This window comes from Bradyrhizobium sp. P3_C3, from assembly GCF_056402655.1.
The window spans coordinates 271,320-286,089 of the sequence record NZ_JBFUGY010000003.1 but is presented as its reverse complement, the minus strand read 5'-3'; the positions used below and the strand labels follow the sequence as shown (position 1 = coordinate 286,089).

General features: G+C 64.5%; 13 protein-coding genes and 2 pseudogenes. 11 read left to right on the top strand and 4 right to left on the bottom strand.

All coding sequences use genetic code 11. From position 1 onward, the window contains the following. Positions 1-13: 13 nt before the first annotated feature. The 10 genes and pseudogenes from AC1DW2_RS05985 (at position 14) to AC1DW2_RS05940 (ending at position 10,172) form a co-directional block, all read left to right on the top strand. Positions 14-1,342: a cation:dicarboxylate symporter family transporter gene (locus AC1DW2_RS05985; RefSeq protein ID WP_477005429.1), complete on the top strand. Its 1,329-nt coding sequence runs from the start codon at positions 14-16 to the stop codon at positions 1,340-1,342. A gap of 17 nt (positions 1,343-1,359) precedes the next feature. After that, a complete protein-coding gene (locus AC1DW2_RS05980; RefSeq protein WP_477005428.1) occupies positions 1,360-2,394 on the top strand; it encodes a PdxA family dehydrogenase in 1,035 nt (344 codons plus the stop codon). Further along, complete coding sequence (locus tag AC1DW2_RS05975; RefSeq protein WP_477005427.1) at positions 2,384-3,838, top strand: MmgE/PrpD family protein; 1,455 nt, start codon at positions 2,384-2,386, stop codon at positions 3,836-3,838. The genes AC1DW2_RS05980 and AC1DW2_RS05975 overlap by 11 nt, the downstream gene beginning before the upstream one ends. A 17-nt stretch (positions 3,839-3,855) precedes the next feature. Next, positions 3,856-5,270 (top strand): annotated as a pseudogene (locus AC1DW2_RS05970) (MmgE/PrpD family protein). 40 nt (positions 5,271-5,310) lie between these two features. Then, a complete protein-coding gene (locus tag AC1DW2_RS05965) occupies positions 5,311-6,282 on the top strand; it encodes a Bug family tripartite tricarboxylate transporter substrate binding protein (protein ID WP_477005426.1) in 972 nt (323 codons plus the stop codon). 17 nt (positions 6,283-6,299) lie between these two features. Then, complete coding sequence (locus AC1DW2_RS05960) at positions 6,300-7,088, top strand: SDR family NAD(P)-dependent oxidoreductase (protein WP_354176311.1); 789 nt, start codon at positions 6,300-6,302, stop codon at positions 7,086-7,088. Then, positions 7,088-7,906: an alpha/beta fold hydrolase gene (locus AC1DW2_RS05955; protein ID WP_477005425.1), complete on the top strand. Its 819-nt coding sequence runs from the start codon at positions 7,088-7,090 to the stop codon at positions 7,904-7,906. The genes AC1DW2_RS05960 and AC1DW2_RS05955 overlap by 1 nt, the downstream gene beginning before the upstream one ends. 88 nt (positions 7,907-7,994) lie before the next feature. Next, a complete protein-coding gene (locus AC1DW2_RS05950) occupies positions 7,995-8,786 on the top strand; it encodes a fumarylacetoacetate hydrolase family protein (protein ID WP_477005424.1) in 792 nt (263 codons plus the stop codon). Between the two features lie 34 nt (positions 8,787-8,820). After that, positions 8,821-9,603, top strand: coding sequence for a transporter substrate-binding domain-containing protein (locus tag AC1DW2_RS05945; protein ID WP_477005423.1), 783 nt, complete (start codon positions 8,821-8,823; stop codon positions 9,601-9,603). A gap of 152 nt (positions 9,604-9,755) precedes the next feature. Then, positions 9,756-10,172, top strand: coding sequence for a hypothetical protein (locus AC1DW2_RS05940; protein ID WP_084794986.1), 417 nt, complete (start codon positions 9,756-9,758; stop codon positions 10,170-10,172). A 10-nt stretch (positions 10,173-10,182) separates the two neighbouring features. On the opposite strand, the gene AC1DW2_RS05935 is transcribed toward AC1DW2_RS05940, so the two are convergent. From AC1DW2_RS05935 to AC1DW2_RS05920, 4 genes and pseudogenes are all read right to left on the bottom strand, one after another. After that, positions 10,183-10,926, bottom strand: a complete 744-nt coding sequence (locus tag AC1DW2_RS05935) for an IclR family transcriptional regulator (RefSeq protein ID WP_477005422.1) — start codon at positions 10,924-10,926, stop codon at positions 10,183-10,185. 17 nt (positions 10,927-10,943) lie between these two features. Further along, positions 10,944-11,795: an HpcH/HpaI aldolase/citrate lyase family protein gene (locus AC1DW2_RS05930; RefSeq protein WP_477005421.1), complete on the bottom strand. Its 852-nt coding sequence runs from the start codon at positions 11,793-11,795 to the stop codon at positions 10,944-10,946. Further along, positions 11,795-12,262: pseudogene (locus AC1DW2_RS05925) on the bottom strand (MaoC family dehydratase); the annotation flags it as partial. The gene AC1DW2_RS05930 and the pseudogene AC1DW2_RS05925, both read right to left, overlap by 1 nt. Positions 12,263-12,291: 29 nt before the next feature. Further along, the gene (locus tag AC1DW2_RS05920; protein ID WP_477005420.1) at positions 12,292-13,494 is read right to left on the bottom strand and encodes a CaiB/BaiF CoA transferase family protein; all 1,203 of its coding nucleotides are present in this window, start codon (positions 13,492-13,494) and stop codon (positions 12,292-12,294) included. A 225-nt stretch (positions 13,495-13,719) separates the two neighbouring features. Between AC1DW2_RS05920 and AC1DW2_RS05915 the strand changes: the two genes are divergently transcribed. Continuing rightward, positions 13,720-14,748 carry a TRAP transporter substrate-binding protein gene (locus AC1DW2_RS05915; protein ID WP_477005419.1) on the top strand — a complete coding sequence of 343 codons (1,029 nt, stop codon included), beginning with the start codon at positions 13,720-13,722 and terminating at the stop codon, positions 14,746-14,748. The last annotated feature ends 22 nt before the right edge of the window (positions 14,749-14,770 follow it).

Genomic DNA, 14,770 nt, shown 5'->3' with positions numbered 1-14,770 from the left:
TGGAGGAAGCAAATTGCAGATCGCCGCAACGCCGCTGTCTGAGCCCATATCGACTGAGCCGATGTCGCGCTCGGTTTCCGAACGCCGCCGCAAGCCGCTCTGGCGCGAGCAATATGTCCTGGTCGTCGCCGGCGCCGCGCTCGGCGCACTGTTCGGCTTCCTGCTTCCGACCGTCGCCGTCGACTTCAAGCCGCTCGGCGATGCCTTCATCTCGCTGATCAAGATGACGATCGCGCCGCTAATCTTCCTGGTGGTGGTCACCGGCATCGCGCAGGTCGGCGACATGAAGGCGGTCGGCCGCATCGGGCTCAAGGCCTTCGCCTATTTCGAGGCGGTGACGACCGTCTGTCTGTTGATCAGTTTTGTGGTGGTGCGCTGGATGCAGCCCGGCGCGGGCGTGGCGCATGCCACGGCGCAGCAGGCGGAGACCGTCGCGCGCTATTCGCAGGCCCATGTCGGGTCGCTGTCAGCCTACATCCAGCACATGATCCCGGAGAGTTTTGTCGGCGCGTTCGCGGCCGGCGACGTGCTCCAGGTTCTCGTGCTCGCGCTTCTGTGCGGTATCGGCTTGCTGCTGCTCGGCGAAAAGGCAGCGCCGCTGCGGACGGGCCTTGAGCGGATCACCGAACTCGTGTTCAGCGTCGTCCACGTCGTGGTGGCGCTGGCGCCGATCGGAGCGTTCGGCGCCATGGCCTTCACGGTGGCGAAGTTCGGCGCCGCCACGCTCTATGCGCTGGCGCTGCTGGTCGGCACCGCCTGGGCGATGATGGCGTTCTTCATCTTCGTCATTCTCAACGTGATCTGCCGTCTCGCAGGCATCCGCCTGATGGACCTGTTGCGACTGCTGCGGAACGAACTGCTGGTCGTGCTCGGCACCTCCTCGTCGGAAACTGCCATCCCCGGCATGATGGAGAAGCTGCCGAAGGCGGGTGTGGGGCGGGCAGTAGCTGGCCTCGTCATTCCCTCCGGCTATTCCTTCAATCTCGATGGTGTCGCGCTGACGCTGCCGCTCTCCACGATGTTCGTCGCTCAGGTCTACGGCATCGAATTGTCGGCCGGCCAGCAATTGAGCCTGTTCGTGGTGATGCTGTTCACTAGCAAGGGCGCCGCGGGCGTCACCGGCGGCGCTTTCGCCGCGCTCGCCGCGACGGTGATCGCCGCGGGGTTGCCGGCGGAGGGACTGGCGCTGCTGCTCGGCATCGACCGCTTCATGTCGCTGGCGCGCGCCATCACCAACACCATCGGCAATGCCGTCGCCGCCGTCGTGGTCGCGAAATGGGATGGGGAATTCAACCGCGAGGACTGGGCTCAGTCCGCCGCTCAAATCCAAGCAGTGAAGTAAGGACTCAGGTTTCTATCATGGCTACCAGCACCAAAGAACTGCCCGTCATCGCGCTCACCCCCGGCGATTGCACTGGCATCGGCCCCGAACAGGTCGCGCGCATTCTGTCCGATGACCGGCTCGCGGATGCGGCCCGTCTCGTCGTCGTCGGCGATGCCCGCGTGCTCGAGATGGGCATGGCGCATGCCGGCGTGAAGCTGAAGGTCGAGCGGATTGCCTCGCCCAGGGCTGCCAATTGGGGCCGTGGCGCTGTGCAGCTCGTCGACCTCGGCAACACCGATCCCGCCCAATTCCCGATAGGCAAGGCCAGCGCGGAATCGGGCCGGCTGACCGGCGAGACGCTGTCGCGTGCGATCGATTTCGCCAAGGCGGGCGAGGTCGATGCGATCACGTTTGCGCCGCTGAACAAGCGCGCGATGTTCGACGGCGGCTGGAAGTTCCCCGACGAGCACAAGATGTTCGCGAGCCTGCTCGGGCACAAGACCTACTTCTCCGAGATGAACGTGCTCGATGGGCAATGGATGTCGCGCGTCACCGGGCATCAGTCGTTGCGTGAGGCGCTCGACGGCATCAATCCGGTAAGCATCACCGACTCGATCGAGCTGGTCGACCGCATGATGCGGAGGGCTGGCGTCGCCAGGCCGCGCATCGCGGTCGCCGCGCTCAATCCGCATGCCGGCGAGAACGGCCTGTTCGGCCGCGACGAGATCGAGATGATCCGCCCGACGGTCGAGGCCGCCGCGAAGACCGGCATCGCCTGCACCGGGCCTTATCCCGCCGACACCGTCTATATCCGCGCCTTCGCCGGCGAATTCGACAGCGTGGTCGCGATGTATCACGACCAGGGCCAGATCGCGACCAAGCTGCGCGGCTTCAACCGCGGTGTCACCGTCACCGCGGGCCTCGAGACCGTCTTCACTACGCCGTCGCACGGCACGGCGTTCGATATCGTCGGCACGGGCGTCGCCAAGACCGGCGCGCTCGAAAGCGCGGTGCGGCTCGCGGCACAACTGGTATCGATCAAGGCCAAGGAGGCTGCCTATGTACACTGATCGCAGGACTCTGCTTCAGGCGGCGGCCGCACTGCCGCTTGCCACTGTCGGCGCCAACTCGGCATTCGCGCAGGCACCCACCGCAGCTCCCGCAGCGGCGCCACCCAAGGAGGTGACGCGTGCGCTGGCGCATTATCTCGTGACCGCGAGTTATGACGACCTGCCGGCCAATGTGCGCAAGGAAGGCGTGCGCACGCTGCTGAACTGGGTCGGCGTTGCCATCGGCGGCTCGCATCACGAGACGGTCGATATCGCGGTCTCCGCGCTCGGTCCGTTCTCCGGGCCGCAGCAGGCCTCGCTGTTCGGGCGGCGCGAGCGGTTCGACATCATGAACGCGGCCTTCATCAACGGTGTGTCGAGCCATATCTTCGACTATGACGACACCCACCTGAAGACGATCATCCATCCTGCCGGTCCCGTGGCCTCGGCCATTCTCGCGCTGTCGGAAATGCAGCCGGTATCGGGCAAGGAATTCCTGAACGCGCTGGTGCTCGGCGTCGAGACCGAGTGCCGGATCGGCAACTCGGTCTATCCGAACCATTACGATGTCGGCTGGCACATCACCGGCACCGCCGGTGTGTTCGGCTCGGCCGCGGCCGTCGGCAAGCTGTTGAATCTGAACGAGCAGCAGATGACATGGGCGCTCGGCCTTGCCGCCTCGCAGCCGGTGGGCCTGCGCGAATCCTTCGGCTCGATGAACAAGAGCTTCAATCCAGGCCGTGCCGCATCAAGCGGCATTTTCGCGGCGATCCTGGCCTCGAAGAATTTCACCTCGTCCGACGCCATGATCGAGGCCAAGCGCGGCTGGGCCAACACGATCAGCACCAAGCAGGACTACAACGAGATTCTGGGCGACCTCGGCAAACGCTATGAGGCCGCGCTCAATACCTACAAGCCATTCGCCTGCGGCATCGTCATGCATCCGGCGATCGACGCCGCGATCCAGCTCCGCAACGAGAGCAAGGTGACTGCGGACCAGATCGAGCGCGTCGACCTCAAGGTCCATCCGCTGGTGCTGGAACTCACCGGCAAGAAGACGCCGAAGGCGGGCCTCGAAGGCAAGTTCAGCATCTATCACGCGGTCGCGGTCGCCATCGTCGAGGGCGCCGGCGGTGAGAAGCAGTTCAGTGACCGGGCCGTGACCGATCCGACCGTCGTCGCGCTGCGCGGCAAGGTGAACCCGGTCATAACATCAGKCATCAAGCCGGAGCAGGTCGATCTCACCATCGTGCTCAAGGACGGCCGCAAGCTCAACCGCTACATCGAGCATGCGATCGGCAGCGTCGAGGTGCCGATGACGGACAAGCAGCTCGAAACCAAATTCTCGGACCTTGCAGAGGGTATCATCCCTGCTGCGACGATCCGGCGCGTGATGGACGCCTGCTGGAATGTTGAGAACCTGCCGAACGCGGCGGAGATCGCAATGATGTCGGTTGCAACCTGACCGCGGAGGAGAACAGCATGCCGTCACGCCGCCGTTTCCTGCAATCCGCCGGTTCGGTTGCCGCCCTGGCCGCGACCGGCGGCCGTGCGGCTCTCGCGGCGAGCCCAGGTGTCACCGAGCGTCTCGCCCGCTACATGGTCGCCGCGCGCGACCAGGAGCTGCCGGAGCAGGTGCTGCGTGAATGCAAGCACCGCATTCTCGATACGCTCGGCGCGATGGTGTCGGGCTCGCGAATGAAGCCGGGCGAAATGGCGCTGAAATATGTGCGCACCCTCGGCGGCGATGCCCAGGCGTCCGTCGTCGGCTCCGATTTCCGGACCACGGCTGTTAACGCGGCGTTGGCGAACGCGATGTGTGCGCATGCCGACGAGACCGACGATTTCGAGCCCGTCACCAAGGCGCACCCGGGCTGCTCAGTGGTGCCGGCCGCACTTGCTATTGGCGAGCGCGAGCATCGCAGCGGACAGGATTTCATTCGCGCCGTTACGCTCGGCTACGACCTGACCTGCCGGCTGCTGATGGCGCTGGGCCCGGATCTCGTGCGCGGCTCGCATCGGAGCGCGGAGGGAACGTCGTCGACATTTGGCGCGCTCGGCGCCGCCGCATCGCTGGCTCAGCTCGACGAGAAGGGGACGCGCTACGCGATCTCCTATTCGTCGCAGCAGGTGTCCGGCCTCTGGAGCTGGAGAAGGCCTTCGACTTCGCCGGCATGGGCGCACGCAACGGCGTGATGGCCGTCGACATGGTGAAGAATGGCTTGACAGGCGTCGACGACGTGCTCGACGGCACGCATAATCTCTTCATTGCACTGTCGAGCGATCCGAAGCCGGAAGAGATGGTGAAAGAGCTTGGCAGTCGCTTCTACGTCACGGAGACCGCAATCAAGACCTTCTCGGTCGGCTATCCCATCCAGTCGCCGCTGGATGCGATGCTGACGCTGCGCAAGCAGCACAGCCTCACGCCAGATAATGTGCGTAGCATCCTGGTCAGGCTGCCGACCGATGCGATGGGAATTGTGGGCGAGAGCGCGATGCCAGACGTCAACTGCCAGCATCTCGTCGCTGTCGCGCTGGTCAAGGGCGCCGTGTCGTTCAACGACAGTCATGACGTCGCGCTGATGCACGATCCGAAAATCCTGGAGCAGCGCGCCAAGGTGACGCTGGCCGGCGACAAGGCACTGATGGACCCGGCAGCGCCGCGCGGCGCTGTCGTCGAAGTGACATTGACCGATGGCAAGAAGGTCGAGCACTTCACGAAGTATCCGCCGGGCACCAAGGAGAATCCGCTGAGCACGGAAGCAGTGGCGGCCAAGACGCGGGATTTGATTGCACCGGTATTGGGCAGTGACAGGGCCGAGAGGCTGATCGACCAGATCGGCAATCTCGAACGGCTTGACGACGTCGGCAAGTTGAGGCCATTGCTGACGGCGTGATGAATCAATCAACAACAAGACAAACATCAAGGAAGTGCCCATGCGCGGGGTTATGCGACGCACCTTTCTGACCGCCTGTGCGGCCGTTCTGTTCTCCGGCTTCGCGGTAGCGCAGGATTATCCCTCCCGACCCGTCAAGATCATCGTGCCGTTCCCGGCCGGCGGGTCCAACGACATCATCGCCCGCATCGTCGCGCAGAAGCTGACTGAACGGAACGGCCAGACCTTCCTCGTTGAGAACCGGGGCGGCGCCGGCGGCAATATCGGCGCCGAGACGGTCGCGAGCGCAGAGCCCGACGGCTACACCCTGCTGCTGACCGCGCCGCCTCCGCTGACGATCAACGGCTCCCTCTACAAGAAGCTGCCGTTCGATCCTGCGAAGGCCTTTGCGCCGGTGGCGCTGATCGCCTCGGTGCCGATTGTGCTGGTCGTCAATCCGTCGGTGCAGGCGAAGAACGTGGGTGAGCTGATCGCGCTGGCCAAGGCCAAGCCCGGCTCGCTCAATTTCGGCTCGTCCGGCATCGGCTCGACGAATCATCTGGCGGGCGAATTGCTCAAGAGCATGGCCGGCGTGGACATCGTCCACGTGCCCTATCGCGGTGCTGCGCCGGCGATGAACGATCTGCTCGCAGGGCAGATCCCGTTCATGTTCGACAACATGCCCGCGGTGTTGCCGCAGGTGCAAGGCAAGGCCATCAATGCGATCGCGGTCGCAGGCGCCAAGCGTGCGGAAGCACTGCCCGACGTGCCGACGGTGGCTGACACCATTCCCGGCTTCGAGGCTTCGTCCTGGTTCGGACTGGTGGCGCCGGCCAAGACGCCAGCGCCCGCGCTCGCCAAGCTGAGCGGCGAGCTCGAGACCATTCTGAAGATGCCGGATGTCAAGAAGCGGCTCGCTGAACTCGGGGCCGAGCCCGGCGCCGTTTTCGGCGACGCATTCGGTCAATTCATGACGGACGAAACCGCAAAATGGGGCAAGCTCGTCAAGGCCTCCGGCGCCACGGTTGATTAGCGAGTTGGGGTAGCGTCATGGATCTGAACCTGGGCGGCAAGGTTGCCGTCGTGACCGGCGGCAGCATCGGCATCGGCCGTGCCATTGCCGCCGAACTGGCGCGCGAGCAGGCGCATGTCGTCATCGTCGCGCGCGACGCGGAGCGCCTTGCCGCGTCCGCGCAGGAGATGTCGCGGGATACGGGCCGGCGCGTGATCGCCTGTGCCGGCGACATGACCAAGCCCGACGACATCGCCCGAGCGATGGCCACCGCGCGCGAGGCCTTCGGCCGCATCGATATCCTCGTCAACAACGCCGGCGCCTCTCCGATGGGCCGGATCGCGGAGACGCCGGATGCGACCTGGGCCAAATCGATCGAGCTGAAGCTGCTCGGCTACATGCGCTGTGCGCGCAATGTCCTGCCTGAAATGCGCGACCGCCGCTGGGGCCGCGTCATCAACATCATCGGCCGCAGCGGGCATCAGCCGCGCGCGGCCTATATGGCGGGCGGCGCGGTCAATGCCGCGCTGCTGAACTTCACGCTGGCGCTCGCCGAGGAATGCGCGCCGGACAATGTGCTGGTGACCGGCGTCAATCCCGGACCGGTGCAGACCGATCGTTGGGACAGCCTCATCTCTCAAGGTGCGGCGATCTCGGGCCAGGATCAGGGCGCGACCAATGCTGCGGCGATCGCCTCGGTTCCGCTCGGCCGCGTCGGGCAGCCGCATGAAGTGTCCGGCCTCGTCGCGTTCCTCTGTTCAGACCGCGCGTCCTTCATTACTGGTACCTGCATCAATGTTGATGGCGGCGGAACGAGGTGTATCTGATGGGTAGCGAACTGCGGAAGATCGGTGTCAGCGAGGATTGCGAGCTTGCGGTTCGCATCGACGATTATCTGCTGCCGTGGGACACCAAGCCGCCGGTCGTGATGCTGCACGGGCTCGCCGAAAGCGGCGAGGCGTTTCGGCGCTGGGTGCCCTATTTCGCCACGCATCACCTCGTGGTGCGCCCTGACCTGCGCGGCTATGGCGATTCGACGCCGATGCAGGGCGACTATGTCTACCGCTTCGCAGGCCTTGGCGACGACATCATCCGGATGCTGGACGTGCTGAAGCTCGATCGCGTTTTCCTGGTTGGCGGCAAGATCGGTGGCACCCTGGCGATGCACCTGGCCGCAAAACACCCGGATCGCGTGATCGCAGTCGCCGCGGTCGGTGCGCCGGCCTCGCTGACCTCGTTCAACGAGCGGGCGCCGACCTGGCGCAAGCAGATCCGCGAGCAGGGCGTCGAGCCCTGGGTGCGCGAGACCACGGCCGGCCGCCTCGGCTCCTCGCTGCCGCCGGCGGCGCTCGACTGGTGGATCAAGCTGATGTCGAAGACCAAGGCCTCGACGTTGGAAGCGTTCCTCCAGATGGTGCCGACGGTCGATGTCACCAGCGAGCTTCCGTCCATCAAGCGCCCGGCGCTGGTCATCACCACAACCGGTTCGGGTCTCGGCGACGTCGCCTCCGTGAAGGCATGGCAGGAAACGATTCCGGGCTCGAAGCTGGAAGTGCTGCCGGGCGATTCCTATCACGTCGCCGCGACTGACCCGGACGCATGCGCGCAAAAAGTTCGCGCGTTCTTCGATCGCGTCGCGACTTAAGACGTACAGGGCGGGCCATTGGCCCGCCCTGCATTTGGCTCTAAGACTACCGTTCGACAAGAAACGGCAAATATCAGGGAGTGAAGCCATGACAAAAACCACGCGACGCAGCGTGCTCACGGCCGCAGCCGCGATGACGGCGGCGGGCCTCACTGAGGTGACGTCGGCTGCGGCGCAGGCCGCACCCAAGCCGATCTTCCCGGTGCCGATGGTTTCGATCCCGATCGTCGGCGAAGCGAGTGTGTTCCAGGTTCGCCGCATCTACTGCATCGGACGCAATTATGCCGCGCACGCCATCGAGCGCGGCTCGGATCCGAACCGCGAGCCGCCGTTCTTCTTCCAGAAGCCGACGGATGCGATCCAGAACGTCGCGGTCGGCGAGGTCGCCGACCATCCCTATCCGTCGCTGACCAAGAACTATCACCACGAGGTCGAGCTGGTTGCCGCGCTGAAGTCCGGTGGCACCAACATCCCGGTCGAGAAGGCGCTCGACCATGTCTATGGTTACGCGCTCGGCCTCGACATGACCCGGCGCGATCTCCAGAACGGCATGGCCGCGGAGAAGAAGCCCTGGGAGATCGGCAAGAGTTTTGACCACGCCGCGGTGATCGGACCCATCCACCCCGCGAGCAAAACCGGCCATTTCGAGAAGGGCGCCATCTCGCTCGCGATCAACGGGACGGTGAAGCAGAGCTCGGATCTCAGCAAGATGATCTGGAGCGTGGCCGAGCAGATCGCAAAGCTGTCGGACGCGTTCGAGCTGAAGGCCGGCGACATCATCTATTCCGGCACGCCGGAGAATGTCGGCCCGGTGGTGAAGGGCGACGTGCTGCTGTGCAAGCTCGAGGGCTTGCCGGATATGTCGATCAAGATCGTTTAATCCCTGCAGCCAAGTATCGCGTCGGGAGGTGCTCATGTTGCGGCATGCTGTGATCGCCACGTTGAGTCTGGCCTTTGCGATCACCGTTGCAAAGGCCGAAGGTCCCGTCGACATCGCGCCGACGGGAGCGCTCCGCGTGGCTGTGGCCGTCGGCCCGGCCGCGTCGGCCTTCTGGACGACGCGCGATCCATCGACCGGAAAACCGCGTGGCGTCACCGTCGAGCTCGCCAAGGCCGCCGCCGACAAGCTGCACGTTCCGCTCCAGCTCCTCGAATATCAGAGCTCCGACGAGATCGCCGCAGCCAGCAGCAAGGACGTCTGGGATCTCTCCTTCATGCCGGCGGACGTCAAGCGCGAACAGTTTGTGGACCAGGGCCCCGCTTACGTCGCCTATATGAGCGGCTATCTCATCCGCGCCGGATCGGACATCCGGATCGTTGCGGATGTCGATCGCGCCGGCATGCGGGTCGGCTGTATCGAAGGGACATCGACGTCACGCACGGTCGAGAAATCCTTGAAGCAGGCGAAGCTGACAAAGTTCGTGAAGCCGGAAGAGGCGGCCGAATTGATCGGCAAGGGGCAGCTCGATGCTCTCGCCATGGGAATGGGAGCCTTGGAAGACCTTTCGAGAAAGCTGCCCGGAACCAAGGTGCTGGACGAAGTGATCCAGTCGACCGGCGTGGTCGTGGTCGTTCCCAAGGGCAAGGCCGTGGCGAAGACCTGGGCGGCGCGCTTCCTGGATGAAGCCAAGGTAGACGGCACCGTGCGTCGTGCGCTCGATGGTAACGGATTTACCAGCGACAAGATCGCGCCGTAGTTGCGCCGAACTGCGTCCGCTGGAACCGCGACTGGCGGCGGGGGTCTTTGAATTGCCGGAGTTCCATCGGCCATTGCCCCGTGTTGGGCAACGAACAAACCTCGTGCGGCCATATTTGAGTAAGAGTGATCTCCCGAGAGGGAGGCGCTCCGATGAAGAAAGTTTTGATCACTGCGGTCGTGCTGCTGGCTGGCGTGCCTGCGAGCGCCGTTGCGCAGGAGCGCGCTGGTGCTGCGGCGATAGGCGCCGTGTCCGGGGCCGTCGTGCTCGGTCCGGTCGGTGCGGTCGCGGGTGCAGTGATTGGCTATACCGCCGGTCCTTCAATCGCGAGGTCATGGGGCGTGAGAGGTTCGCGGTCGGCAAGACACCAGCAGCCGCCACGCCGCGAGGCGTACCGCGCAGCCGCGACCGGCGCTCCGCCGCGCGCGCGTGAGGCGATGAATGCTAACGGCCAGATCAGAGCTGCCAGCAATCCGCCGGCTCAAGCCACGCCCCCGGTGCAGCCAGTTCAAGCTGCCCCGGCTCCGCCGGCGGAGACTTCGACCCCGCCCGTTCAGGGACTCGAATGAGGCTCCGGCTTTAGGCCGCGGTCGTCTTCGGCCGCAGCCGGTCGACGGTCCGTGCGATCAGCGCGGCCACCTCCGGCACTTTTGGACCAATGCGAAATTCCGGCCCTGCGACGACGACCGAGAGCCGGCGATCACCGATCGGCAGTGGGATCGCCGCGCCGGCGAGGTCGCGGCTGTAATCGGCGAAGCTCTGGCAGTAGCCGCGCGCGATCGAATTGCGCAGCTCGATCTCGACCGCCTCGATGCTGATCGGCGTCGAGGGCCCGTATTGCTTGAACTCGATCTTGCGATAGACGGAGTCGCGCTCTTCCTGCGAATATTGCAGCAGCAGGGCGCGGCCGCTGGCGGTGGCGTGGATCGGCACGCGGTGGCCGATGGTCGCGAAATAGCGGATCGCGGCCTGGGATTCGACGACGTCGATGAACACCGCCATCACGCCGGCCGGCGCCACGATCGATGCGGTCTCACCCGTCTCGGCGGAGAGATCTGCGATCAGCTGATGCGTCCACGGCGGCAGCGGCTCGACCTCGGAGATCATCCGTGCCATCGCCAGCCAGCGCGGCGTCGGATAGAATCCGGCGCGCGGCCGCGGCTCATAGAGGTAGCCCTTCTCGGACAGCGTCGCGAGCAGGTTGAWGGTCGACGAGCGCGGCCAGCCGAAATGATCGGCGATCTCGGCAAGCGTCGCCGGCTTCCTCGTTTGCGCGAAGAATTCCATGATCTCCAGGACGTTGGCGGCTTGGCGAACGATCATGGTGGCGGCGTTCCAATCTAGGTCTGGCCGAGGATCTTCTTCGCGGCGCGAAGGTGCGGCTTGTCGATCATCTGGCCGTCGAGCCGCAGCGTGCCGGAGTTCGGATTGTTCGCGAATGCGGCGATCACTTTTTCCGCCCAGGTGCGCTCAGCCTCGGTCGGCTCGAATGCCGCGTTGACGACGTCGACATGTTTCGGATGGATCAGCGCCTTCGCCGAAAAACCGTCACGGCGCGCCGCGCGCGTTTCTTGCTCGAGGCCGGCGAGGTTGTCGATGTCGGTATAGACGGTGTCGATCGGTGCGACCTCGGCTGCGGCCGCCGCCATCAGGCAGAGATCGCGCGCGAGGCGGTAAGGGCTGTGGAATACGCCGCCCGAGGCCTTTTCCGTGGCGCCCAGCGAAGCCGAGAGATCCTCCGCACCCCACATCAGGCCTGCGAGGCGAGGGGAGCAGCCCTTGTAGCTGCCAAGGCCGAAGATCGAACTGGCCGTCTCCGTCGCGACGCAAACGATGCGCGTCGCGCCGACGGTGATACCGGCGGCTGCTTCCAAGGCTTCGAGCCAGGTCGCAACCTGGCGCACGTCATCGCCGCCTTGCGATTTCGGCAGCACGATGCCGTCGGGCTTGCCGGGCATCACCGCTGCGAGATCGGCGAGCGTCAGGCCGGTGTCGAGCGCGTTGACGCGGACATAGAGCTGATGCGGGCCGGGGCGGCCCTTCAGCATCGCAAGCGTCAGGGTGCGCGCCTCCGGCTTCTTGTCGGTGACGACGGAATCCTCGAGATCGATGATCAGCGCGTCGGCCTTGCCTTCGCTCGCCTTCTCGAATTTGCGCGGGGAATCGCCCGGCACGAACAGCATCGAACGCATCAGGCCGGCCTCTTGTGCATCATCGCCATGCGGCGGCATTTGCCGACGATCTCGTCATTCTGGTTCAAGGCGTGGTGCTCGAACTCGACGATACCCGCTCTCGGGCGCGATTTGGATTCCCTCAACGAAAGCACCTTCGTCGTCGCCCGCAAGGTGTCGCCATGGAAGACCGGTTTTGGGAACGTGACGTCGGTCATGCCGAGATTGGCAACGGTGGTCCCCATGGTCGTATCATAGACCGTCATGCCGATCATGATGCCGAGGGTGTAAAGGCTGTTGAAAATGCGCTGGCCGAACTCGGTCTTTTCAGCGAAATGTGCGTCGATATGCAGCGGCTGCGGGTTGAGCGTCAGCAGGCTGAACATGGTGTTGTCCATCTCCGTGACGGTCCGGGTCAGCGGATGCCTGAACTCCTGGCCGACGGAAAAGTCCTCGAAATAAAGTCCGGCCATCGCGGTTTCCTCCCTGTATCGTTGCGATTTGGCCCGCGCTGCCGTTAGGGCGGCGCGGCCAGGTGAACTGCTTTTTGCTCTGCGAGCTGTTCGATTTCCTCGGTCGAGAAACCGGCCTCGCGCAAAATGTCGCGGCCATGCTGGCCGAGTGTCGGTGCGGGGCCGGCGGCTTCCGGCTGGGTCACGCTCCAGGTGGAGGGCACGCGCATCTGGCGGATGCGGCCTTCCACGGGATGATCCACGGTCCTGAAGAAGTCGATCGCATTGAGATGCGGATCGTCCAGGATCGTTTCCAGAGTATGCATCGGCATCACCGGAATGTCGGCGCGCTCGAGCAGATCGCGCCATTCTGCGGTGGTGCGTGTGAGGAAGATGTGGCCGATCTCCTCGTAGATCTCGTCGATGTGTTTCGTGCGTGACGCGTGGTTGGCGAAACGCGGCTGATCGAGAAAATGAGGTTGCCCGATCGCCTCGAAGAAGCTGCGCCAGTGCTTGTCGTTGTAGATGAGGACGCAGAGATAGCCGTCGCTGGTCTTGTAAGGGCGGCGATAGCGCGACAGCAGGCGGGCATAGCCGCCATGGTCGAGCGGCGGATCGTAAGTCAGCCCGCCCAGATGATCGACCAGCACGAACTCCGTCATCGATTCGAACATGGGAACGTCGATGCGCTGGCCGACGCCGGTGCGGCTCTGATGCATGAGCCCGCCCATGATCGCATTGACCAGCATCAGGCCGACGATGCGGTCGGCGATGGTGACGGGGACGTAGCGCGGCGTGCCGTCGCCGGCCGCCGCAAGCAGCGTCGGAATCGTGGCGGCGCCCTGGATCAGATCGTCATAGGCGGGCTTTGCGGCATAGGGCCCGGACTGGCCGTAGCCGAACGCGCCGACATAGACGAGCGCGGGGGTGATCTCGCGAAGTGTCTCGTAGTCGAGGCCGAGCCGCGCCATTGCCTGCGGGCGCACATTGTAGACGAGCGCGTTGGCGTGCTTCGCCAGCCGCAGCAAGGTGTCGCGGCCTTCCGTCTTCTTCAGGTCGAGCACGATGCTGCGTTTGCCGCGATTGGCATTGAGGAACATCCCGCCCATGCCGGGCGTGCGGCCGGGACCGATCTGGCGAACGATGTCGCCCTCGGGGCTTTCGACCTTGATGACGTCCGCGCCCATGTCCGCCAGCACCTGGGTGCCGTAGGGGCCCATCAGCACCGAGGTCAGGTCGAGAATGGTGAAGCCGGCGAGCGGTCCCATGAGGCCTCGTTGGATAAATTCATATACGTGGAGTTAGAGTTCATAAAGTAGCCGTGTCAATTCGGCGGCTCCGGTCTACGGCGCATAGCCCCATGAATAGTTCATATACTTGACATATAAATTCACCTATATGTACATTTTCAAGCAAGAAATAGAGCGAGGGCCGGACGGCGCCGCAGCAATTCGCTGCCGCGTTCGGCGTGGGGACGCGTCAAGGAGAACGACATGAAGAAGAATCTGGTCAGGGCCGCAGCAGTGCTCGCTCTCTCGCTGCCGGTCTCGACGCTGGAGGCGCAGGCGCTGGAGCTGAAGGTCGCCGATAGCTTCCCCGCCGGTCACTATCTCGTCCGCCTGATGCTGAAGCCCTGGATGGACGACGTCACCAGGCGCACCAATGGCACGGTGACCTTCACCTATTATCCGAACCAGCAGATCGGCAAAGCCGCCGACATGCTGCGTCTGACGCAGTCCGGCGTGGTCGACATCGGCTACATCGGACCGTCCTATGTCTCCGACAAGATGCCGCTCTCGGAAGTCGCGCAATTGCCGGGTGCGTTCGCAACCAGCTGCCAGGGCACGCTCGCCTATTGGAAGATCGCGCGTGAAGGCATTCTCGCCAAGCAGGAATACGCGCCGAACAAGATCAAGCTGCTGCTCGCCGTGGTGCTGCCGCCCTACCAGGTGTGGACCGTCAAGTCGAAGGTGGAAACCACCAAGGACATGCAGGGCCTGAAGCTGCGCACCACGGGCGGTGCGCAGGACCTGACGCTGCGTGCGCTCAACGCCGTGCCGGTGCGCATGGCTGCGCCCGATGCCTATGAGTCGCTGTCGCGCGGTACCATGGACGGCCTGCTGTTCCCGCTGGACAGCGTCGTCTCCTACGGCCTCGACAAGCTGGTCAAGCACGCCACCGAAGGCGTCAGCTTCGGCAGCTTCATCGTCGCCTACTCGATCAACCAGTCGGTCTGGGACAAGCTGCCCGACGACGTGAAGAAGGCGATGAACGAGGCTTCGGAGGCGATTACGCCGCAAGCCTGCGCCGGCGTCGAAAAGGAAGGCGAAGTCACCAAGAAGCAAATGCAGGACGAAGGCATCAGCTTCGATCCGCTGCCGGAGGCGACGCGCACCGACATCAAGGACAAGCTCAAGGGCGTCGGCAAGGAGTGGGCGAGCGGGCTCGACAGCCGCGGCAAGCAGGCCTCCGCCGCGCTGAAGGAGTTCGACGATCTGCTCGCCGCCGGCGGCGCCAAGTAGAGCGCCAGGTAGTCCGACATCC